Origin of the sequence: Zunongwangia pacifica (assembly GCF_023499215.1) — a bacterium.
GTDB lineage: Bacteria > Bacteroidota > Bacteroidia > Flavobacteriales > Flavobacteriaceae > Zunongwangia > Zunongwangia pacifica.
The window spans coordinates 13,291-37,168 of the sequence record NZ_JAKHSK010000018.1; the positions used below are offsets into that span (position 1 = coordinate 13,291).

The 23,878-nt window shown below is 34.8% G+C and carries 20 protein-coding genes; 9 read left to right on the top strand and 11 right to left on the bottom strand.

The window, feature by feature from the left end; all coding sequences use genetic code 11:
* Nucleotides 1-43 precede the first annotated feature (43 nt).
* Nucleotides 44-1,285, bottom strand: coding sequence for an ABC transporter permease (locus L1967_RS12995; RefSeq protein WP_249601988.1), 1,242 nt, complete (start codon nt 1,283-1,285; stop codon nt 44-46).
* A 212-nt stretch (nt 1,286-1,497) separates the two neighbouring features.
* Here L1967_RS12995 and hisS point away from each other — a divergent pair, with 212 nt between their 5' ends.
* Nucleotides 1,498-2,868 carry a histidine--tRNA ligase gene (hisS, locus tag L1967_RS13000; protein ID WP_249601989.1) on the top strand — a complete coding sequence of 457 codons (1,371 nt, stop codon included), beginning with the start codon at nt 1,498-1,500 and terminating at the stop codon, nt 2,866-2,868.
* Between the two features lie 271 nt (nt 2,869-3,139).
* Here the strand turns inward: hisS and L1967_RS13005 are convergent, their stop codons facing one another.
* The gene (locus L1967_RS13005; protein WP_249601990.1) at nt 3,140-4,096 is read right to left on the bottom strand and encodes an aldo/keto reductase; all 957 of its coding nucleotides are present in this window, start codon (nt 4,094-4,096) and stop codon (nt 3,140-3,142) included.
* A 246-nt stretch (nt 4,097-4,342) separates the two neighbouring features.
* Here L1967_RS13005 and L1967_RS13010 point away from each other — a divergent pair, with 246 nt between their 5' ends.
* The gene (locus L1967_RS13010; RefSeq protein WP_249601991.1) at nt 4,343-4,792 is read left to right on the top strand and encodes a BRCT domain-containing protein; all 450 of its coding nucleotides are present in this window, start codon (nt 4,343-4,345) and stop codon (nt 4,790-4,792) included.
* A gap of 31 nt (nt 4,793-4,823) precedes the next feature.
* Complete coding sequence (locus tag L1967_RS13015) at nt 4,824-5,393, top strand: hypothetical protein (protein ID WP_249601992.1); 570 nt, start codon at nt 4,824-4,826, stop codon at nt 5,391-5,393.
* 15 nt (nt 5,394-5,408) lie between these two features.
* Here L1967_RS13015 and L1967_RS13020 read toward each other — a convergent pair whose 3' ends face one another.
* Genes L1967_RS13020 through L1967_RS13030 form a run of 3 tightly spaced genes read right to left on the bottom strand, consistent with a single transcriptional unit; the run spans nt 5,409 to nt 7,589 of the window.
* Nucleotides 5,409-6,956, bottom strand: a complete 1,548-nt coding sequence (locus tag L1967_RS13020; protein WP_249601993.1) for a PepSY-associated TM helix domain-containing protein — start codon at nt 6,954-6,956, stop codon at nt 5,409-5,411.
* A gap of 1 nt (nt 6,957) precedes the next feature.
* Nucleotides 6,958-7,260: a hypothetical protein gene (locus L1967_RS13025; RefSeq protein WP_249601994.1), complete on the bottom strand. Its 303-nt coding sequence runs from the start codon at nt 7,258-7,260 to the stop codon at nt 6,958-6,960.
* Between the two features lie 2 nt (nt 7,261-7,262).
* Complete coding sequence (locus L1967_RS13030; RefSeq protein ID WP_249601995.1) at nt 7,263-7,589, bottom strand: hypothetical protein; 327 nt, start codon at nt 7,587-7,589, stop codon at nt 7,263-7,265.
* A 136-nt stretch (nt 7,590-7,725) separates the two neighbouring features.
* On the opposite strand from L1967_RS13030, the gene L1967_RS13035 reads away from it, so the two are divergent.
* The 3 genes from L1967_RS13035 to L1967_RS13045 all read left to right on the top strand — a co-directional run bounded on the left by L1967_RS13035 (nt 7,726) and on the right by L1967_RS13045 (nt 13,370).
* On the top strand, nt 7,726-8,205 hold the full coding sequence (locus tag L1967_RS13035; protein ID WP_249601996.1) for an RNA polymerase sigma factor: 480 nt from the start codon (nt 7,726-7,728) through the stop codon (nt 8,203-8,205).
* On the top strand, nt 8,195-8,782 hold the full coding sequence (locus L1967_RS13040; RefSeq protein ID WP_249601997.1) for a hypothetical protein: 588 nt from the start codon (nt 8,195-8,197) through the stop codon (nt 8,780-8,782). The genes L1967_RS13035 and L1967_RS13040 overlap by 11 nt, the downstream gene beginning before the upstream one ends.
* A gap of 97 nt (nt 8,783-8,879) precedes the next feature.
* Nucleotides 8,880-13,370, top strand: a complete 4,491-nt coding sequence (locus L1967_RS13045) for an ATP-binding cassette domain-containing protein (protein ID WP_249601998.1) — start codon at nt 8,880-8,882, stop codon at nt 13,368-13,370.
* 105 nt (nt 13,371-13,475) lie between these two features.
* Here the strand turns inward: L1967_RS13045 and L1967_RS13050 are convergent, their stop codons facing one another.
* The 6 genes from L1967_RS13050 to L1967_RS13075 form a co-directional block, all read right to left on the bottom strand.
* On the bottom strand, nt 13,476-14,219 hold the full coding sequence (locus L1967_RS13050; RefSeq protein WP_249601999.1) for a carbon-nitrogen hydrolase family protein: 744 nt from the start codon (nt 14,217-14,219) through the stop codon (nt 13,476-13,478).
* Between the two features lie 164 nt (nt 14,220-14,383).
* Nucleotides 14,384-15,199 (bottom strand): DUF4349 domain-containing protein, encoded by an 816-nt coding sequence (locus L1967_RS13055; RefSeq protein ID WP_249602000.1) that lies wholly within the window; start codon nt 15,197-15,199, stop codon nt 14,384-14,386.
* Between the two features lie 237 nt (nt 15,200-15,436).
* Nucleotides 15,437-16,042 carry a DapH/DapD/GlmU-related protein gene (locus L1967_RS13060; protein ID WP_249602001.1) on the bottom strand — a complete coding sequence of 202 codons (606 nt, stop codon included), beginning with the start codon at nt 16,040-16,042 and terminating at the stop codon, nt 15,437-15,439.
* Nucleotides 16,043-16,544: 502 nt separating this feature from the next.
* Complete coding sequence (locus L1967_RS13065; RefSeq protein ID WP_249602002.1) at nt 16,545-17,855, bottom strand: M20 metallopeptidase family protein; 1,311 nt, start codon at nt 17,853-17,855, stop codon at nt 16,545-16,547.
* 72 nt (nt 17,856-17,927) lie between these two features.
* Entirely contained in the window at nt 17,928-18,518 is a 591-nt protein-coding gene (locus tag L1967_RS13070; RefSeq protein WP_338063541.1) for a Crp/Fnr family transcriptional regulator, read from the bottom strand.
* Between the two features lie 90 nt (nt 18,519-18,608).
* Entirely contained in the window at nt 18,609-20,930 is a 2,322-nt protein-coding gene (locus L1967_RS13075; protein WP_249602004.1) for a penicillin-binding protein 1A, read from the bottom strand.
* A gap of 224 nt (nt 20,931-21,154) precedes the next feature.
* Between L1967_RS13075 and L1967_RS13080 the strand changes: the two genes are divergently transcribed.
* The 3 genes from L1967_RS13080 to L1967_RS13090 all read left to right on the top strand — a co-directional run bounded on the left by L1967_RS13080 (nt 21,155) and on the right by L1967_RS13090 (nt 23,811).
* Nucleotides 21,155-21,799, top strand: coding sequence for a hypothetical protein (locus tag L1967_RS13080; RefSeq protein ID WP_249602005.1), 645 nt, complete (start codon nt 21,155-21,157; stop codon nt 21,797-21,799).
* A gap of 437 nt (nt 21,800-22,236) precedes the next feature.
* Nucleotides 22,237-23,094, top strand: a complete 858-nt coding sequence (locus L1967_RS13085; RefSeq protein ID WP_249602006.1) for an SdiA-regulated domain-containing protein — start codon at nt 22,237-22,239, stop codon at nt 23,092-23,094.
* Between the two features lie 3 nt (nt 23,095-23,097).
* Nucleotides 23,098-23,811 carry a TVP38/TMEM64 family protein gene (locus L1967_RS13090; protein ID WP_249602007.1) on the top strand — a complete coding sequence of 238 codons (714 nt, stop codon included), beginning with the start codon at nt 23,098-23,100 and terminating at the stop codon, nt 23,809-23,811.
* Nucleotides 23,812-23,878 lie beyond the last annotated feature (67 nt).

A 23,878-nucleotide genomic window follows, 5' to 3' on the forward strand; every position in this document is an offset into this window, starting at 1 on the left:
AAAAAATGCTGAAGGAATACGTCCGGTTTTAATAGAGATTAAGTTATTCATATCGAAGTGATTCTATTGGGTCTTGCTTAGAAGCCTTAATAGCAGGGTATAAACCGGAAACCAGAGCGGTAATTAAAGTAACCACAATAGCCCAAAACATCGCTAACCACGGAGTAGTAAAATCGAAACCTACCCCGGCTGAAACAGCCATACCTATTAAAATTCCTAAAATGATTCCCAATAGCCCCCCAAACTGGCCAATAATTAGGGTTTCCATAAAAAACTGGGCCGCTATGGTGTTTTTCTTTGCACCCAGTGCTTTACGCACACCAATTTCACGGGTTCTTTCGGTAACACTTACCAGCATAATATTCATAAGTGCGATAGAAGATCCAAATATGGTGACCAGACTTATAATCCAGGCCGCCATATTTAAATAACCAGACATTTGTGCAATTTCATTAAGTAAACTGTCGCTCCTTTCAATACCAAAATTGTCACTTTCTATAGGATTTAATTGTCGTATATTCCTAAAAGTAAGAATAGCTTCATCTTGTGCAGCATCTAAAGCTTCTTTATTTTCTACCCGTACACTTAAATTATAATTTATTCCCGGATTGCTGAATATGGAGCGCGCATGTTGTAGCGGAATTAAAACCCGTAAATCTTCATTATTTCCAAAAGTTGATCCTTTAGATGCTAACACACCAATAATCTTAAATTTTGCACCACGAATGCTTATAATCTTATCGATAGGGTTTGTCCCTTTAAATAGGCCATTATTTTTAGCAAAGTCGGCCCCAACAATCGCTACATTATTATTATTTTGAATATCAAAATAGTTGAAATTACGACCATTTTCTATATTTAATCCAGAGTTGGTAAGGTAATTTTCGTTAACTCCGAGCACATTTATTTCCGGATCTGTTTTTTCGTTTTCCCATTTTACTTCAGCAGAAGAAGTTCCTGTAAAGCTAATCGCTGTAGTAGTAAGCGGAAATTGATATTTATCCTGAAATGTTTTGACCTCACGATAGGTAATCACAGGGTTTACTTTTTTAACCTCGCTACCACTTTGTGAGGTATAATTATAGCGCTGAATATTAAAAGTGTTGGCACCCATCGAAGCAAAATTGCCGCTAATGGTGTTTTCTAAAGCGCCTACGGCACTAAGAATTCCCACCAGTGCTGTAATCCCAATGGCAATAATAAGTACGGTTAAAATAGTTCTTAAAAGCTGCCCTTTAATCGAATCGAAAGCTATACTAATATTCTCGCGTAAGAGTGCAAACATATTTTGAAATTTCAGTCACTGTAAGTTAGACTCCATTTTAATAATAATGTTACTTAAATTTTGAAAATTGTTTAGGTTCGGGCAAAATTTAAGATATTTGCAGCCGATAAAATTGTCTGCAAACCGAATATAGCAGGTGATTTTCTTTAATTTTGAATAACGATTTTAAACTGAACGAATACAGGAATTAGTCCTGAAGATAGATTGACTTTATGGCACAAAAACCTTCAATACCAAAAGGAACCAGAGATTTTACTCCACAGGAAGTTGCAAAACGTAATTATATTTTCGATACGATAAAAACCGAATTCAAAAAATTTGGTTTTCAGGCCATCGAGACACCGAGTTTTGAAAATTCTGATACGTTGATGGGAAAATATGGGGAAGAAGGTGACCGACTTATTTTTAAGATTCTTAATTCTGGAGACTTCTTAAAAAAAGCGGATGAGAGTGCATATTCCGATAAAGATAGCTTGAAACTTACGCCATCTATTTCAGAAAAAGCGCTTCGTTACGATCTCACCGTTCCTTTTGCACGCTACGTTGTTCAACATCAAAATGAAATCGATTTTCCGTTTAAACGTTATCAAATTCAGCCAGTATGGCGTGCAGACCGTCCACAAAAGGGAAGATTTAGAGAGTTTTATCAATGCGACGCCGATGTAGTTGGTAGCGATAGTTTATGGCAGGAAGTGGAATTTGTGCAATTGTATGATTCGGTGTTTTCAGCATTAAAATTAGAAGGTGTAACGGTAAAGATCAATAATCGTAAAATTTTATCTGGTTTTGCAGAAGTTATTGGCGAGAAGGATAAATTAATCGATTTTACGGTTGCCCTGGATAAATTGGATAAGATTGGTGAAGATGGTGTGGTCAAAGAAATGCTTTCTAAAGGAATTGCTGAAGAAGCGATAGCGAAAATCAAACCCATTTTTGATTTAAAAGGTGATTTTGCTGAAAAAATCGAGGCTTTAAAATCGATATTATCGACTTCTGAAGCTGGTTTAAAAGGGATCGAAGAGTTGGAATTTATACAGAATGCAATTTCAGCGATGCCTTTAAAAACGGCAAATCTCGATCTGGATGTGACGCTGGCCAGAGGTTTAAATTACTATACCGGCGCTATTTTTGAAGTTGCTGCACCAAAAGAAGTGAAAATGGGTTCCATAGGCGGTGGTGGTCGTTACGACGACTTAACCGGGATTTTTGGTCTTAAAAATATGAGTGGTGTTGGAATTTCTTTCGGCTTGGATCGAATTTACCTTGTTTTAGAAGAATTGAATTTATTCCCGGAAGCTGTTGCTGATGATGTAAAAGTTTTATTCGTGAATTTTGGCGAAAAAGAAGCACTTTATGCGTTTAAAGGAGTAAATGCCCTTCGCGCTGAAGGAGTAAATGCTGAAGTATTTCCAGATTCGGCTAAAATGAAAAAGCAAATGAACTATGCGAATAAGCGTAATATTCCGTTTGTAATTTTGGCCGGCGACGAAGAAATGAAGGCGGGAGAATATACCCTTAAAAATATGAAAACCGGCGAGCAAGATCGTTTAAGCTTAAAAGCTCTTGTAGCTAAGATTGCATAAAAAAAGCTGTCTAAAAACATCCAAAAACGTCATTCTGAACTTGTTTCAGAATCTAAACTCATTTATTTAAAAATCATTATGAGAACCTGAAACAATTTCGATAGCTATCGGAACAGGTTGACTAAAATTGAGTTTTTAGACAGCCTCTTGATTTCTATTTTTTAAGAACCTAATTGACTAAGCTTTTTTGCTCGATAATCGAGATTAAATGCTCCGAGACTTGTCTCGTTTTGAAAATGTTTTTTTAGATTGAATGCTTCGTAGCCTTGTCCTAAATATAGATACTACTGACATTATTCAGCTTTTCCATATTTTCTTCTGTAAGTTGTACAGAGGTTGCTTCATCAAAGGCTTTTAGATGTGAAGATTTTGTAGCACTTGCAATGGCAGCAGTGATTCCCGGCCTATTGATAATCCAGGAAAGAGCAACACCCGCATTAGATATTCCATGTTCTTCAGCAACTTCATCTAAAGATTTAAGAATATTTTTTCCGCGCTCATTCAGGTAATCCTTTACAAAATCTTTTCGGTCTTGTCCTTCCAAATCTTCTTTACTTCGATATTTTCCTGTTAAAAATCCGCTTGCTAAAGAAAAATAAGTTGTAATGCTTACATTATTTTCCTGGCATAACTTTAAGATATCACCTTCAACTTTATCTCGGCACATTAAGTTATATTCCTGTTGAAAAACCTGATATTTAGGCAAGCTTTTGTCATTCGAAGCATTTAAAGAATCCCTTAATCGCGCCGGGCTCAAATTTGAAGCGCCAATATATTTAACGTCCCCGTTTTTGATGAGTTGTTGATAGGCTCCCAATGTTTCTTCAACAGGAGTACGATCATCGTCCCAATGGGTATAATATAAATCGATATAATCAGTTTGTAATCTTTTTAAAGATTCCTGTGCTGCTTTTAGGATGTAATTTTTAGAAATGTCTTTTTGTCCCTGTCCCATATCAGAACCAACTTTGGTAGCCAGCGTGATTTTATCTCTTACACCACGTTCTTTCATCCATTTTCCAATGATTGTTTCAGATTCACCTCCCTGATTACCATTTGCCCATCTGGAATACACATCGGCAGTATCTATACAGGTATAACCCTTTTCCAAAAGCTCGTCTAATATCTTAAAGGATTCTTTTTCATTTAATGTCCATCCAAAGACATTACCACCAAAAATAATTGGAGGCGTTTTTAAGTCTGTATTTCCTAACTTTTTTAAGTCCATAATTTTTTTAGAAAAGTATAAACATAATTCGAGTAGAAGAAAAATAAACAAAGTTTTAAGCTATCATTAACGCTATCTGAAGGACTCTGGTAGTAGGACGATTTAAGCTTCCTTAAGGTTTTATTAAAAGCGTTAAAACGTCTAAAAAATGAAGAATAGTGAAAAAAAAACGCTTAAGTTTGTCTTAAATTTAATCGAATGGATATTTATTTATACATTTGATTATTAACTAACTACACACTAACAATGACCTTGCAAATTATAATAACCGCATATATCCTGGTTTTTCTCGGGATTATTTATCTTACCTGGAATCATTTTTTTAACTCTACTGAAGATGAAGATGCAGTGTCTGAAGATACTAAGACTGATATCGCTATTGATACTGAGAATGTATTTGAGGGCAAAAAAGTTGTTTTTGATGGCGAATTAGATGCATTTAGGGAAAAAATCATTAGGAAAGAACTAACAAATAGGCACGCCATCCTTGAGGATAAAATGGCAGAGGATACTAAGTTTCTTATTATCGGTAAAAATCCTGACTGGCTCGTGGTAGAAGAAGCTAAGGATCATGGAGTAACGATTGTTAACGAAATGGATTGGCAAAAGACAATAAATCCAGTTAAAAACGAGTTTTCTACGGAAACTAATCTTTTAAGGGAGCCTAGTGAGATGGACTCGGCCGAAATTGTATAAGTTTCAAATTAATAAATAAACATTCCAAAAATTGAAAATAAAATTTTTCCTGATCGTTCTTTTTTTTAGTTTTCAATCTTTTTCCCAATGTTATGACTTAGGATCTAAAAGAAAAAATTACGATTCTTATTTCTTTGTTTCTGCAGGAGCCGATCCCATACCGACTGAAAAATGGATAAATGTAGAAGATCCTAACTTTACAACCGATGGATTAGATTTACTATTTAAAGCTGGTTACGGTACCAATAAACTATTATTTGTGCCTATAGAATTATACGCTTATTATGAGCGTTTTAATGATGTAGGTTATCAGCAATATGGTATTGGTGGATATATTTATACCATATTTTTAAATAATAAAATTCAGGCGCTCGCAGGAGGAGATCTTGGGATGGTAAATCGCGATTATAGCAGTGGTAGTATCGAATCAGATCAATTTATAAATCTGGCCATGAACCTGGAATTACGTTATATCTTTTTAGAAAGGTTTAGACTAGGGCTTCAATTCAATTTTGAAAAAAGGGATGATATAGCACCTCTAAGAGCAAATGTAAATTACTACGTAGCGAGCTCTTATGTATCTCTTTATTATACTTTTTAAATGAATAGTCGCGTTTTAAACTGGTTTCTTCATTCGTAATAAAATACCAAAAGAAATTAAAGAGATACCAATCCAAAAAAGATCAACAAATAGAATTGCGGTTTGATCTTGCTGGTACATTTTCCACATCCAGTTGCCGGAAATCAACCCATTGATTATAGGTACTAAAATTCCGAATAATCCACCAAGGATTAAGGAGTATTTTGTGGTTATATAATTGTTTTTCCTAAAGCTAAAGAATAGCGTAAACAATAGCCAACCTATAAAAAAAACGGCATAAAGTATCGATTGTCTTTCAGCATCCAAACTTCTGGGGATGTATTTTGCCACTAACATGCTTATTGCCGTAATAGGATAGAGAGACATACAAACAGCCATGTAAAAATATCCCAAAGCACTATTAAATTTTCGTTTCTTTTCAGGGATATGTTTTTTGTCTCTTGCTTCTAGCCAGATCAATACTCCACTAATAATTACAAAGCAGGTGATAATGGCTAATACAAAATATATTACTTTTAAATAGAGTCCGCCAAAATCCCCAAAGTGAAGACGTCTAATGGCTAATTCTACTATTTCAATATAACCAGGATTTTCAGGATTTTTTTCTTCAGTAATAGTATTCGTCATCACATCATAGACTATTCTGCCATGTCCTAAAAATGCCTTATTGGGTTTTAATAAACCATCGATTTGAAATTTCATGTTGGTGCCGCCATAATTTTTAACGTATACCTGTGCTGCTTCAAAATCTGGCCATTTTGCTTTCGTTCTTTCTACGAAGGTATTTAAACTGGGTATTTTGTTATTGGTTTCTGCTTCCCATGCATAAGTTTTTTGCATGGGCCTAATCTCTTCTATAGCTTGTTTTTGATGACCGTCGTAAGCAAAATTTAAAAGAATTAAAATGAGGCTCGAAAGACATAAAAAACTACTGGTTAGCGCAAACATAAACTGAAATGGCAATCCAATCACTCCTAAAGCAGTATGAGCATCTGTCCAGATGGTTTTAAGTTTTGTTTTGGGTCGAAATACATAGAAATTAGAGACTATTTTTTTCCAGTGAACAATGAGTCCGCTTACGATGGCCAATAAAAAGAAGAAGGCAATAAATCCTGCCGTTAAGATGCCGTAAGTAGGAATTTGATGGAAAAAGTGTAATCGATAAATCAGTTCGCCGATACTATAAAAATCGTAATATTGAGAAAGGGCATAGTTTCTTGTATTGAGATTGAAATAAGTTGGAATTAGATCTTTTTCTGAAGCACTTTCAACTTTCGAACCAGTGAGTCCTACAAACATTTCCTGTTTAACATCGGGTGGGATCATTCTAATATCCCTTCCGGTTAAATTGATACTATCATTTATTAGAGTTTGCATTGCCCGATCATAATCGATATCTAAAGCAACCTCCATATTTACATTGTCGCCTTTTTCCCAAGCGGTAATTTCATCTTTAATTAACGCAAAAGCTCCGCAGAAAAAAATGATAAATAATGCAGCACTTATAATGATACCGCTTATGGTATGTAGATGAAAAAATACGTTGTAATTTCTTTTTCCCATATTAGATAATTGGATGGTATAATTTTCCAAAGTAAACTCCTACGTAAAGCAAAATGATAATACTTAGATAAATTCCCCAAACTTTCCAACCATTCTTGTATAGATACGGAATGATCACTAAGAGCATCCAAAGGAGAAAAAGACTAAATACCGAAGTAATAAAAACAATTTTATGGTCGGGCAGCCAGAAGCCTAAAAGCAAATGTACCAATGCCGATATTGAATAACCACCAATAATACCCGCGGTTAGTTTTGCGAATTTTTGATGAAAAGAGGTTGTTAGGTATTTTTTATTGGCCGGCATAATTAAATAAAAATTTCAGATAATAAACTCACCAAAGATATAAAGATGATAATGCTGATTTTTGGGGTTTTAAGAGGTCTTCCTAGTATTAATAAACTCAGGATGATAGATAAAACAGTTATGAAAATAAAAAGTCCGCTAACTACACCATATTTTATATAAAAAAGATAATAGGATACTACTAAAAATAGTATCGATACTATGTTAGCAAGTAGTTGTTTTTGGCCTATCCAATTTTCTAAAAATATCTTTTCTATTTTTATTTTTTGCGATGTGGCGTAATGGCACCAACATCCCAAAAGACAAAAAATAATGGCAAAGGTTGTCATCTTTATTTAGATTAAATCTATGTCCACAAATATATAGTGCAGAGTTCAGGTATCAAAAACTATTTAGATTTAATTTAAATAGAGTTTTTTCGTAATAAAATTGATTTTGAGATTACCTATCTAATAAACAACAATTTTGAGTGAAGATTTTTACATAAAGTATATCGTTCCCCATAAGGGGATCATCATTAAACTTTGCAGGGCTTATACCGATAACGAATTTGATTTTGAAGATTATTTTCAAGAAGTGTGTCTTCAAATTTGGAAGAGTAAAAATAATTTTAAATCACAATCAAAGTGGTCTACGTGGGTATATAGGATCACTTTAAACGTATGTATGACGATGCTTAAAAAGCAAAAAAAGCATACTGAAATCAATAAAATGATTCAAAACGATATAAGTACAGAATCTGAAGCTTTTAGTAACGAAGAATTGCAAATGCTTTATGCAGCGATTCGAAAATTACCAGAAATAGATAAAGCAATCATTGTTCTTTATTTAGAAGATAAATCATATAAAGAAATAGCCGAGGTGAGCGGAATGAATATAAGTACCATTGGCGCAAGAATTAATCGAATTAAAGTAAAACTTAAAACAATAATTTATGGAAAATAGTATTGAGAACATCTGGAAAGAAGGAAATCACGGCAATGTTAAAAACATCGATTTTTATAATAGGGAATCTAAATTGTGGTTTCAAAACATATTAAAATATTTAAAAAAAGATAATTTAGGTTTAATTCCAATAGGCTTACTTATGGCCGGATTGTTGATTTTTTATAAAGAATATTTGGGAGCCGGTTTAGCTTTTGGTTTTCTACTTTTTCTTTTTCTACTGAATCAAAATACCATTGCTAAATTAAAGAATATTAAACCCTCTGATGATGTTAAGCAGTATATGAAAACCAATCAGTTTTTTATTAGAAATCAGAAAAAGAACTATATCATTTTTACAGGTCTGGTTATTCCTTTATTTATGCTTGTTGAATTATGGGTTATTTTTCATGATGCTGAGTTTTATTTGAAGGTGTTTACCAAAATTTCACTGAATTCGAAGATAATTTTGGCCTTATTTATGTATTTAGCGATTGGTGGTATAAGTCTGTTTTCTTATTTAGCTTCAACCCAGATTGTGTATGGTAAACTCTTAAAGAAACTGGATAAAATTGTCGCAGATTTAGAAGAAAGGTAGAGCAAATTTGTGCCTGTAAAGGAAAGCTTGAGTTTTTGATCTTGCAGGCATTTATATTCTTATATCTTTGAAAGTTAAAAGTAAAAGAAAGTCCTACATGCGCATTCAGAACGCCTATCAAAACAATCTAAAGAATATATCATTAACTATCCCTGAAAACCAATTGATTGTGGTTACAGGTCTTTCAGGGTCGGGAAAATCTTCCTTAGCGATGGGCGTGATAGGTAACGAAGGTTATCGATACTTTCTAGAGAGCCTGCCAGCATATAATCAGCAAAATGCAGTTACGATCCCAACAGCCTTAGTGGATGATATAGCTGAATTACCTCCGGTAATAAAAGTAGAACAGTCCAAACGTTTTCAGTTAATCAACGCTACTTTTGGAACCTTATCTGAGTTAACGCCGATCTTTCGAATCTTATTCGCTCGTTATTCTGCAGCACAAAGTATGAGTAAGTCGTTATTCTCTTTTAATCATCCCAAAGGAGCTTGCGAAACCTGTAGAGGAATAGGAGAAGCAGAGTATATCGATATTGATAAACTCGTTGGTGATGAAAATAAAACTTTGCGCGAAGGGGCTATAGTAACCACCCTGCCAAACGGCTATATTGTGTATTCTCAGGTAACGGTAGAAGAATTGAATAAAGTTTGTGAAGCACATGGATTTTCTGTAGATATTCCTTGGAAAGATTTAACAGAAGAGCAGAAGAATGTTATTTGGAATGGTAGTGATCGTCTTCAGGTATATTACGGAAAGCATAGTTTAGAATCACGCCTACGTTGGGAAGGGTTTAAGGCGAAACCTCGTGAAGTTGGATATTACAAAGGAATTTTGCCGATTATGAGTGATATTCTAAGACTGGACAGAAATCCCAGTATTCTGCGTTTTGCCAGTGCTAAAACCTGTCCCAGCTGTCATGGTGCACGCATCAAAGCAGAGCATTTAAAATATCGCTGGAAAGGATTGAATTTTCAGGAATGGATGGAGCTGCCTTTAAATGATCTGTATAGCAAATTGCAAGCAGAGAATTATCAAGCAGGAGAACAAGTGTTGGTCGATAAACTGTGTACGCAACTGGATGATTTGATTCGTTTAGGAATGGACCATTATCGTTTGAGTACTCCAAGTATGAATATTTCTAGTGGAGATGGCCAACGTATCAAACTCATCAAACAGGTAAATAGTAGTTTGCAGGGCATTTTATATGTTTTTGATGAACCTTCAATTGGTTTGTCCCCGGCCTATCAACAGCATCTATATCAAATTTTAAGACGTTTGATTAGCCGGGGTAATACAGTAATGGTCGTAGAGCACGATTTAAATTTAATCCAAAAGGCAGATTGGATCGTAGAGCTGGGACCCAAAGCCGGAATTCATGGAGGAGAAGTCATCTTTAACGGAAAACGAACGGAATTCCTTCAGACTAAAAATATAGAAAGTCCAACATTATCGGCATTACGTTCTTCTGGACCAAAAATTAATAAAAAAAGAAAGCAGGTTTCAGAAGCCGATTTTAAACCAGCTAAAAATAAATTAGCGGTAGTGAGTAGAAAAACAGCTACGGTTTTAAATGCGATTAAAAGTTATAGTAAACAGCAAGATTTACAAATGCTTACTGTATCAGATCAGCCTATAGGGAAAACGCCTCGCAGCAATCCCGCGACGTATACTGGAATCGCCGATAAGATTAGGGATTTGTTCGCTAAGACTAATGAAGCCAAAGCACTTGAGTTAAAGAAAAATGCTTTTTCATTTAACAATAAAGCTGGTCGTTGCGCTCGTTGTGAAGGCGCCGGGGTTATAACCCTTTCCATGAGTGTGATGGGGAGCATTAATCAAACTTGTCCTGAATGTAATGGCAAACGCTTTAAACCTGAAGTATTACAGGTGCGTTGGAATAAAAAGAATATTGCCGAGATCTATAACATGAGTATTTCTGAGGCCACCGAGTTCTTTAATACAGAAAAGAAATTATGCGAAATATTAGAATTGTTACAGCAATTGGGAGTAGGATATTTAAAACTAGGACAACCTTCTAATACTCTTAGCGGAGGGGAAGCACAACGAATTAAATTAACCAAACATTTTGCGAAACCTACTAAACAAACCATTTTGTTGCTAGAAGAGCCCAGTATCGGGCTACATCAACAAAATGTAGTGCAATTATTAACAGCTTTGCTGCAATTAAAAGCGGAAACCTCGGGAATGGTGTGTTTTGAAAATCATGCACTGTTCCAAGCCGAATGTGATATTTGGTTTAATAATTCAGATACTATAAACACTTCTAACGAGTCTATTCCTGATCCATCAGCTATTGATACCATTCATATTAAAGGAGCTCGTACACATGCCTTAAAAGACCTTGACACAAGTTTTCCGAAGCAAAAATTATCTGTGGTTACAGGTATTTCGGGATCAGGGAAATCTTCTTTGGTTATTGATACGCTTCATGGCTATGGATTGCAGGAAATGAGTAAACAATTTTCCAGCTATCAGCAAAACAGGGTAGGGATTGATTATCAATTTGAAGTAGATCATATTACCGGACTAACCCCCAGTATTTGTATTACACGTAAAAATCAGCAATTCTCGCAGCGTTCTGATGTGGCTAAACAAACTGATATTGATAAAAGTTTACGTTTTGCCTTTTCCCGTAAAGCGCAGTATAAAGGTTATGAATGGTCTGCAAGTCATTTTTCGAACGCACATGAATTAGGAAAATGCGGTATTTGTGATGGAGTAGGAGAAGAAATGCTTCCAGATTTATCGAAAATCGTACTAAATGAGGATTTGAGTATCGCTGAGGGACTTTTTGAACACAATAAAGCTCTGCGTTATTACGGACAAGCCGGCGGACAATATATGGCAATTGTGGGTGAAATAGGGAAAGAGTATGGTTTTAGTTTAAAGACACCTTTTAAACAATTGAATAAGGAACAGAGACATTTGTTATTTTACGGTATACCTGAAAAAACCTGGGAAGCCACCTGGGCGTTTAAAACCAAATCGCGTGAAGGAACTCAGAAGGTTAAAATGGTCTGGAAAGGCTTGTTTACTTATTTGATGGATGAATATTTTCTGATAAGAAAAAACAAACACAATCAACATATGCTTGCACTACTGAGCCCTGAAACTTGCAGTCATTGCAAAGGGAGCGGATTGCAGCCTGAGCGCCTGGAGATCAAAATAGCCCAGCATTCTATCCTAGATTTAAAAGCTAAAAGTTTATATGAATTTGAAGACTGGTTAGAAGATGCAAAACCAACCGATGAGGTTGATGCCGAATTAATTTCAAAACTACATGCACATTTGAAGGCTACTTTGAAACGGGCAAAGCAGTTACACATTGATCATTTGCATTTAAACCGAAAGTCAGGAACGTTGAGTGGCGGGGAGCAACAACGGGTATCACTTATTAAACAGTTGAATAGTCCGTTACAGGGAGTTACGTATTTACTGGATGAACCCTCAGCCGGATTGTCGCAAAATAACATTGCCGATTTAATTGCTTTGTTGCAATCGCTGGTGGCTAAAGGCAATACGGTGATTGTGATCGAGCATCATAAAGATATTATGCTGGCGGCAGATCATTTGGTACAGATAGGCCCAAAAGCCGGGAGTTTGGGAGGTACTATTACTTTTCAGGGAAATACAGCTGCTTATCTTAATTCTGATGTATGCCATCCTTATGTGAAAGCAAAAACCAAAACACGTCAATTTCGGAGAGGAAAAAAAGTTATTAAAATTGAAGGAATAGCACGGCATGGTCTGCAAAAGGAACATCTTGAAATCCCGGTAGGAGGTATTTCAGCCATTACAGGAAAATCGGGAATAGGAAAAACCACATTGTTAAAAGAGGTATTGATGCCAAGTTTACAACAGCAGCACCCCGTTTATTGTAAAAATATCCATTTTCCAAAAGAATATGCAGGAGTTGATTATTTTGAAACTACAAAACTGCGCGCATACAACAGCACCTTATTAGTAGATTATCTAGATGTTTTAAAAGTGATTACCAGGATTTTTGCCAAAGAAACCAGAGGTAAGGCTAGAGATTTTTCATATAAAAATAAAGCAAGTCAGTGTCCTAATTGCCTGGGAACCGGTGTAGTGACCACTAGCTTAGATGTTTCATACAAACATATTGAAACCTGTGAAGTTTGTGATGGGAAACGTTATCGTAATGAAGTTTTAGGACATAAGATTAACGGCAAGCATGTGGCTGCCATTTTAGCCATGAACGTATCGGAATTGCAGACTTGGCTAGCTAATTTTAAAGGTACCACAAAAGCTATTCAGCAACTTACTGCTTTTAGTAATATCGGGCTTTCTCATTTAAGACTTGATCAAACTGTAAAATCACTTTCATCTGGAGAAAAACAGCGTTTACTATTAAATAACTGGTTACAGGCTAAAACCCAAAATCAACTTTTGATATTGGACGAACCCAGCATCGGACTGCATTATGCCGATATTGATTTGTTATACCAGTCATTAAAGCAATTAAGTGAGCAAAATGATCTTTTAGTAATCGACCATAATCCGTATTTACTGGAAAAAATAGGCGTTGGTGTAGAGCTGAAGTGATATTGGGTCGCTGAGGTTGAATTACTGCGTTTACTTGTAACACATTGATTTTTTTGAAAATAATTACAAAATTTTGCATTCAGCTTATAAAACTTGTGGTACTGCTTATTCGAAAGACTTTTCTATTTGAATTTTAGTGGTTTCCTGTTTATTAATGTCTATTATAGCAATTCCTTCATTTAAAGTATCTAATTGCTCTAGTAGCATTCCGTCTTTATTCCAGATAGAACTTTTACCAGCACAATGAGAACCTCCGGAGGTTCCTACAAAATTTGACATACATGAGATCATTTTATATTTTTTTGCGATAGCTGAAATTCGATAGATATCTTTATTGACACTGTCTATCGAATTAAGTACACTAGCTATATAAACATCGGCTCCATGGTCATATATTGTTTTGGAATGCTCGGGAATAGAGGTTTCATAGCAAATGGCAATTCCGATTGTTTTATTTTTGTATTTAAACGGAAGTAAATTTTCTCCAGGCACGAAAAATTTTTCTTCCCCCGGATGTAAGTACTTTTTGGAATAAACTTTTCTTGAAGTATTAGGCTGAAAAATAAACATACTAATACATGTGCCATTTCCAGTTTTGGTAGGCAGGCCAACACCTATTAATATTTCATTATCATCGCTAATCTTTTGAAATACATCAAGTCTTTGGTCATCTATATCGGTTGCCAATTTTTCAGCAAGTTCTGGTTCGTAACCCGTCAGGGAAAGTTCAGGAAAAACGATGACATCTGCTTTATTTTCAACTGCGAGTTTAATGAAATGAAGGTGCTTTTCAATATTTTTATCGATATCTCCTTTTATAGGTTTAGTTTGAGTGATGCAAATTTTCATTTTATTAATTGAATTAGGACTAAAGCGAACTTTACCGGGGTTGAAATATGTGTATTTATTGGCTCCGCCAAAGTGTTTAATACCCCGTCACGATAGCAATCGGGATGTTTCAAAATTGAAATTTTATCTCTATCTAATGCGTCGTGGGCATGCCCCGAGGTAGTTTACTTTCGCTTTTTTCTTTTAAGCCATTGTCGTCTCCAAATAAATACTAAAATAGCAATCAAGAGGATTGGCCATATACTTAATAATAAAAGTAAAATTTCTATTATTATATTCCAGCCTGTTTCTAATGATTCTTTAGCTTTTGTAAAAAATCCTTTTTCAAAGGTTTCAGGTTCCGATTTGAAATCAACTTTTTGATAGATTTCTAAATCTATGGTGCTTTGGCTAACTTTATCCTTTAGATATCTTAATCTACCTTCCTTCGCTTCAATCTCCTCTGTAATTTTCCTAATGGCATCTTCTGCGGCAATAACATCTTTTATTTCTCCAGTACTCTTTCTTAAAATATCTATATAACGTTCTCTAACTTCTTTTTTTGTTTTTAGTCTACTTTCTATATCAATAAATTCCTCCGTTACGTCATTTGACTTTATTTCGACTTTACTAATAAATATTGATGTTCCTTTTATTTCATTTATTAGTCTATTGAAATTTTCATTTTTAACTCTTATGGTAATATGATTCGAGATCTGATAATTTGAACTCATCAGGTTCATATGTGAAATAAATGCTTCATATTTTGAGCATAACTGGGAAATATCTTTTGTAGATTCGTCTACATCTTTAACCTGAAATTCTAAATCTGCATTCCATATAATTTTTCTGTTGTCAGCTACTTCTGGTTTTTCTACATGAATCGATGAGGAGTTTTCCATCTTTTCATCCATAATCCCTAATTCTTCCTTTCCTTCGTTATGTGTTTCACACGAAATAATAGATGCAAGAAATAAGAATAGTAATCCAAGCTTTTTCATTTTGTTTTCATTTTTTGATGTTGATGATTTAAAAGAATTCTCAAATTTGACACTGCGTTTTAATCAAGACCTAAACAGAATTTTTATTGGCACCACCAAAGGGGGGAATACCAATGTTTCTATCTTTGCTTTGAAATAAAAATGATTTACTAATAAGTGAGTTCTATAGATTAGCAACAGAGTTGGTTATAAACATAAATTAAATATAGATAACTAAAGCATTAGATATTCAGTTTTTCATTTTATTTGTTCAATTAGTTCAAGTCGTTTTACAATACTGTTTTTTTCTAAAATTGTTCCAGGAGATAACACTGCATTTGCACCAATTTTAGAATTGTCACCAACTAACGAGCCAAATTTTTCAGTTTTTGTATCAATAATTTGATTTTTATATTTCACAGAAATTTGCTTCTCTTTTCTTTCATTGTAATGATTGGCACATAATGAACCTGCTTCAAAATTTATACTTTTTCCAAGAATACTATTTCCAATATAATTAAAATGAGCTATGGCTGTATGGTCTAGTATTATTGACTGTTTTATTTCAGAACCCGGTCCAATTTTTACCGAGTTGCCTAAAAAAACAGGACCTCTAAGGTAAGCATGAGCGCCTATAAAGCTATTTTTAGATATAATTATGGTTCCTTTTAGCGTTACACCTTGCTCAATGGTCACCGTCTTATGAATAGCGACGTTGTTTTCTATTTCATAACCACTTCCCAGTGTTTTTAAATGTTTCAACAATATATTTTCTAAATTGTCAATGACTTCCCAAGGTTGTAAATGATTGTTTTGCCATAATGCTACTTCAGGGTTTTCTATGTATTGTTTTAGATCTATCATAATTTGTAAATCTGAGTTGGTGATTTATTAGAGTTAAAAAGGAATGCCATATTTTAATCCTGTTGATTGGTTTAACACGATTCTTTTTGGTCTTTTATAAGAAGTCATTTTTTGTTAACTTATTTCAGGAAATTACAATTTTTTAGCTAGTGGTACCCGTTTTGTCAATGAAATCAGGAGATTTTAGCTAAACTTTTCTGATAGACTGAAAATAATAAAAAGTCCAAATCTTTATATCCGGTTATGAGATATTTCTAAGAAGCGCACCAAATAATAAGGTAATTAAGAAATTAATTATCCGTAATTAGTAATAATTTGTTGTTTTCGTCATTTCATTCTGATAGTTATCGTAATTGATCCGAAATTTCATACTTCACTGAAAAATAAAATCTTGAGGAAAAGATCCTGTCCCTATAGCTATCGAGGACAAGCCGCCGGCAGGCCGGCAGGTTCATGATGACAATAGCTTATTAAGGCCAATTCTGTAAATTCAATTAAGAAACTACAGTTTCGTTTTTTCAGCAATTAAAGATGAAAAATATTGTACTCCGGTTTTAATACAGTTTTCATCGACATTAAAATTTGGGGAATGGGGCATCGATAGTATTCCTTTTTCATAATTTGAACCTCCCAGCAGGAAATATACCCCCGGAATTTCTTGCTGAAAATAGGCAAAATCATCACTACGTCCATCGGGAATTATTCCGTGTAAATTTATAGCGCTCTGATTCCCATAAATAGCACTGATGGTGTTGACGGCTTTATCGGTTAAATCTTTATCATTTATTACCAAAGTAAGCTCTTCTTGAAATTGAATATCGATAAATTGATCTGCGAATTCTGAATTCTTAATTTTGGATTTTAGTTGTTTTAAAACCGAATATAATTTAGTAGGGTCACTGGTACACATTGACGCATAAAAATTAATGGAATCATCTTTTTCTTTTGATGTTACTGCGGAGTTTAAAGTGATATAATCCTTAAAAATGGTGTTTGGATTGGCCAGCCCAAGTTTTGAATCCATAAGAGTTTGCATCTCCCAAAATGGACTGTCATTCGGGACATTTTGAAGATTATGGATTAGTTTTTTTATATAGTTGGATAATTCAGCATTGTCTTTATTTTTAGCGAATTTCAGTTTAATCATTTTGTAGTCTGCAAAAATATTTTCGGCCTTGGTTGCGATGAGTCCTTCCGGCATAGGTGCAAGATGAAGTGCATAAATCTCTTTGGGATCTATAAGTTCAAATAAACCGTCATCGATCATCGCTTTTGCTCCCTGCCAGTTTTCTTCCGCAGGTTGAAAAATAAAATATATGGTTCCGTTTAATCGATCTTTGATTTTTGTGAGCACATTCGCGATTCCTAAAGCGATGCTGGTATGAATATCATGCCCACAAATATGCCTAACACCATTATTTGTAGATTCAAAAGCAACCACATCAGGTAAATCGGTTTCCAGCGCATCGATATCGGCTCGCCACGCAATTTTCTTCCCTTTACGATGGGTTTCCAATATAGCAACGACACCGTTACCCCCAATGTGTTGATGAACTTCTAAACCTAAGTTTTGAAGATATTCTGCGATTTTTGCTGCAGTTCTTACTTCTTCTCCGGCCAATTCGGGATATTGATGTAAATCTCTGCGGATTTCAACTAAACTATCAAAAATAGCTTCTGTGTGTTGCTGGATGATTAGATGAATGCCTGTTGTACTTTCATCTTCATTTTTAGTTACCTGACCAAAAAACATAGTGGAAACTAAAATTAAAGGACAGATTAAAAGGGACTGGATAGATCTTGTAATATTCATTTTTTTGGTTTTTAATGATAGCCTAAAGATCTGATTTCATTATCATTAGTACCTGTCACATTTGTGACAAAATTATTTTTTAGCCAGTTTACTTCTAATTCGGCTTAACGATTGCCGCTCAATTCCCAAAAAAGAAGCCAGATGCGTTAAGCTTACCCGTTGAATAAGATTGGGGTTTTCTGAAATAAATTTTAGATAACGTTCTTCAGCAGTATTAAATAAAAAACTTTCTACCCGGTCGTTTAAAATCGTAAGTACATTTTCAGCAATAAGCCGGCCCTGCATTTCACTATTCCTAAATTTTGAGTATGTTTCCTGAATACTATCATACGGCAATTTTACAATAGTCGTAGGCTCTAAACATTGTAGATAATATTTTGAAGCTCGCTGCCTGATAAAAGCCGGGTAGTCGGTAATATATTCGTTTTCTTTAGTAAAACCGGTCGTAATCTGGTTGCCTTTTTCGTTGATGTAGAAGCGCCTTATGAGTCCGTTGCAAATAAAGCCCATTTCGGTTTGCACCTGGCCAGATTCTAAAAAATAGTCTCCCTTTTTATAGAATTTTACACTTAGGTGCTGTTTGATAAATTCCTTTTCCCGAGGAGTAGAGTAGGTTAGTTGTTCTAAGTATTGTTTTATAAATTCCTCGATGATTTTAGTGATTTTGAGATTGAATTATTCACTAAAATATTGAATTTTAAATAACTAAAGTAAAAATGCCCTGATCATTATGAATGGATGAAGCTTTACATTTTAATTATCCTTCTTTTTTCCGCCAAATAATCGTTTAAAAAAGCCTTTTTTCTCTTTCTCTTTTTCTTCTTTAACCGGTTTTTCCATCTCAATTTCCTTAGGCTCGTCTTTCTTGCTGCCAAAAAGCTTTTTAAGAAAACTATCTTCTTTGGTTGGTTCGCAATCTAAAAGGGCTGCAACTTCGCCAGATGGTCGCTTAAAACGTGCATTTGTAATCTCGTTAAAGTAAGAATCGGCATTCATCTTTTGCATCATTTTTCCAAAAATGGGTAATGCCGAATTTGCGCCCTGGCCAATTCTTGTATTTCTAAAACCAATACGATGATCGTCACTTCCCACCCAGGTAACCGTAACCAAATTTGGAGTAACGCCAACAAACCAGCCATCTTTGTTGTTTTGAGTGGTTCCGGTTTTACCTGCAATGTCGTTGTTTAACCCGTACGTATAACGCAGTCGTGTAGCCGTTCCTTCATTTACAGTGGCTTGCATCATATTTACCATAATTTCTCTGGTTTCTTCGGTATATGCAGCCTCCTGTGTTTCCGAAGCCTTAAATTCCGCCAGTAAGTTTCCAGAACCATCTTCAATTTTCGTAATGTAATAGGGTTTTGAAGGTCGGCCTGAATTCACAAAACTGGTATAAGCCTCAGTTAATTCTTCCATATTAATTTCCGCAGTACCTAAAGCAATGGAGGGAACAGCCGGAAGATCTGAAGAAATTCCCATTTGATGCGCTTTCTCGATTGCATTTGAAATTCCCGCATCGAGTAAAACTTTAACCGCAATGGTATTCATAGAATGGCTAAGAGCATATTTCATGCTGTAATTCATGTCTTCATCTTCCTCTTCAGTAGACGCATTAGTAGGTTTCCAGCCGTCTTTATAAGTTACTGCACGTCCTGAATAATAGGTACAGGGTTCTATACCTTTATCGATCGCAGTGGTGTAAACAATAGGTTTAAAAGTAGAACCTACCTGGCGTTTGCTCTGCGAAACATGATCGTACTGAAAGTACCTGAAATCTACGCCACCAACCCAGGCTTTTACCGCGCCATCTTTAGGATTTACAGAAAGCAAACCGGCATTTAAGAATTTTAGGTAATGTTTTATACTATCGATGGTACTGGCCTGTCGGGTAACAGTACCATCGTATTCAAAGAGTTCCATTTGTTTTTTCTTCTGAAGTTCCTGCATAATCTCATCTTCAGAAAAACCATCTTCTTTTAAGTTCTGATAAGCTTTAGAACGATGGATGGCATCCTTTAAAATGGCATCATTGGTTAACCAGGGCGCTCGGCTTCCATAAGAATCTTCGTGCTCTTTTTGTAAGCTTGCCATGTGTTCTTTCATCGCAGCTTCAGCAATACTTTGCAGTTTATAATCTAATGTGGTATGAACAATGAGTCCGTCTCTATAAATATTATACTTCTCACCATCCTTATTTTTAATCGTATCTAAAACATTACTAAGGTCTTTACGAATTTGCTCCCTAAAGTAGGGGGCAAGACCTTTTTTGTTGCTGTAATTCTTATAATCCAGCACAAGATCTTTTTTAATATAATTGTTTTTTTGTTCCTCGGTCAGATAGCCATATTTCTCCATTTGCGTAAGCACCACATCACGGCGTAACCGACTTCTCTCTGGGAATATTCTTGGATTATAGCGATGCGAAGCTTTCAACATTCCTACTAAAACAGCAGCTTCTTCAACATTTAGATCATTTACATGCTTCCCAAAAAACTTCATCGAAGCACTTTCAATTCCGTAGGTATTATCACTAAAAGGAACGGTATTAAAATATAAAGTGATAATATCGTTTTTGCTGTATATTTTCTCAATTCGTTTGGCCATGATGGCTTCCTGAAATTTGTTCACCACAATCCCAAGGGCACCGTAATCTTTTCTTCCGTAGATGTTTTTAGCAAGTTGTAGTGTAATGGTACTACCACCGCCGGCACTCTCGTCCTGTAAAAGAATCGATTTAAAAAATACACGGCCCAAACTGCGATTATCAATCCCGTTGTGTTCGTAAAACCTCACATCTTCAGTAGCGATTAAAGCTTCAATTAAATACTTTGGGAGGTCTTCGAATTTTATGGGCTGCCGGTCGAAAATATAAAATTTACCTATTAATTTGCCATCGGCAGATAAAACTTGTGTTGCTTTATTTTGCTGTAAGGCGCTCAGCTCTTCCCGGGTCGGAATTTTCCCCCACATTCCAAAATAAACACTGGCAAAAAAAAGGATAAATAAAGTGATTAAACCTAGTATGATTCGTAGAGCCCATTTTAATTTGGGCGATTTTTTAAGTTTTGACAGCATAAGATAGAATAATTGCGTGCAAAGAAACAAAGACTTATAAAATTAACATTTGTATTTAAGGTAATTTTAAAAGAAGAAAATGCGTGAAATTTCTTTTCTGGATTAGTAATCTAACTAATAATATATGATCCAAAGTTTTTCTCGATATGTTCTATAACGCTAAAGAATAGTTAAGATTAGAGATTTTCCAAAGAAATTTCAGTAGGTTATTAAAAAAGCAAGTAATGAGAGATTTTGAGCGTGTTTGGTATGCCTGTTATGGTTCTAATTTAATGGAAGATAGGTTTTTATGTTACATCGCTGGCGGGACACCAAAGGGAGCAAAACGAACCTATATTGGTTGCAGCGATAAAACCCTGCCTAAAACAAATCATAGTTTTTTAATTCATCATGAACTTTATTTTGCTAAAAGTGCCAACACCTGGAGTGGTGGTGCGGCAGCCTTTATAAAACCTATACCTAATGAGGATACCCAAACATTTGGCAAAATTTATAGTATTTCTAAAAATCAGTTTATTGAACTTGTAAAACAGGAAATTGATACCGAAAAAGAGCTTGATATCAATTTTGATGAAGCCATTAAAAATGGTCATTTAGACCTTAAAAGTAACGCCTGGTATAATCGTATCTTATTTTTAGGTTATCATGAAGAGCTGCCGGTTTTTAGTTTTACAAATGCTAAATTTCTTAAAGATGAAATTAATACACCACATCCCGATTATCTGGAAAAAATTATTACAGGATTACGGGAAACCTATCAATTTACGCCCGTCGAAATTATTAACTACCTTAAAGATAAAGAAGGTATTTTGGGTAAGGCCATTACTAAAGATTTAGATGCTTTGGTCAATAATATGATTTCTAATTAAATGAAATAATAAAATTATTTTAATGTCCGTTTTTCTATAATTTTCGTTTTCAACCTTGTTTTATAAAATTTTTAAAATATGAAAACGGTACTTTATCTATTTAGCTTAGTATCTTTGTTTACAAGTGCCGATTGTTAATCATGCGGCGAGGATGATTTTGAAGCAGAGGATCCGTTTGTTGCTTTAAATCCTTTTTCAGGTAAATTATCAATTATAATAATAGCAATCCGGATATCTATTGGTTTTTAATGAAGACAGAAGTCAAAAAGGTATAGAAGTTATTGAAATGAATAAATTACCTTAAGGCAAGCCCATGAGGCATTTATTAGAAATTTTTTATTATTTCTATGCACCCTGATCCAGATGACTATCGGCATGGGACCAGAGCATTTAATCTTGATTATCGATTAATTTTAGAATAAGATTTGTTTTTAAATATGAATAAAATTGTAGCGAGCATAGCAATAGGGATCTTAGCCATTGTTGCATTTATATATTTTACAATGGATTTTCCTTTTAGTATCGATAGAAAAGATTTTGACGAAGAATATACCATTCAGCAAAGATGGGATTTACCCCGTCGATTAGAAGAGATCTCAGGGATGGATTTCATAGATGATGATCGCATGGCTGCCATTCAGGATGAAGAAGGTATTATTTTTATTTATAATCTTAATTCAAAAAAAATTGAAAAGGAAATTGAATTCGGTAAATCAGGGGATTATGAAGGTCTGGCAATTGTAGGTAACGATGCTTTTGTGATGCGCAGTGATGGTGTTCTGTTCGAGGTTAAAGATTATTTAGAGAAAAAGCAGCCAAAAGTGATTAAACATAAAACGTTTATCAAGGCAAAGCATAATGCCGAGGGATTATGCGCAGATCTAAAAAATAATCGTTTATTGGTAGCCGTAAAAGACCGAGACCCTTTAAGCAATAATACCAAAGGAATTTACGCTTTCGATCTAAAATCGAAGAAACTTCTTAAAACGCCGGTATTTGCCATAGACCTGGAAGATCCTATTTTCGAAAATGTAAAGACCAAAAATAAACTAACGGTAATGATGCCTTCTGAAGTGAATATTCACCCTAAAACAGGAGAAATTTATATCACCGATGCCAGAAATCCGAAGCTTTTGATTTTATCGCCAAACGGAGATTCAAAAAAATTATATTTATTAAAGCGAAAAAAATTTTATCAACCTGAAGGAATTGCTTTTCGTAAAAACGGAGACCTGTTTATTTCTAACGAAGGGCACAGCGATCCTGCCAATATCCTTGAGGTTGAGTTACAATAATTTATGAAGAAAGATATAGAAACTGCTTCGGTAAGTAAAAGTAAAGCGCCATTGTATATTTCATTGGCGCTTGTTGCATCTATAGTGGCCTGTTATTTTTTAATTCCTGCCGTACAGGCATTTTTAGATAAAGCCTGGGCAGTGCTTACCAGCGGAGACGAAAAACAAATCACGCAGTGGGTAGATGGTTTTGGATGGTTTGGGCCTGTAATTTTAATCCTGGCCATGATCATTCAAATGTTTTTAATCGTGATCCCATCTGTAGCCTTAATGGTGGTATCGATTATTGCCTATGGTCCAATTTGGGGAAGTTTGATTGTTTTTGCAGCTGTATTTTCAGCCAGTACCATTGGCTATATTATTGGACGCTATTTTGGCCCTGTAATTGTACAACGCTTAATAGGAGAGAAGAACGAAAAAAAAATAGCCGATTTTATAGAGGACTATGGATTTTGGGCAGTGATTGTTACCAGGATAAATCCGTTTTTATCGAATGATGCCATAAGTTTTGTGGGCGGAATTTTAAAAATGACGTACTGGAAATTTATTGGCGCAACATTAGTGGGAATTGCACCGCTAACTATTTTCATTGCTATTTTAGGCCGAAGTACAGATCAATTAAAATCGGGATTGTTATGGGGTTCAGTAGTAAGTTTAGCTCTTTTTGGCGCCTATGTATTTTGGGATAAGAAAAGGCGTAAAAATAAAAAAAAATAAACCAGAAAAAATTATTGTTGAAATCCTACAATTTCGGCATAAAAAAATCGTCATCTATTTTATCGAT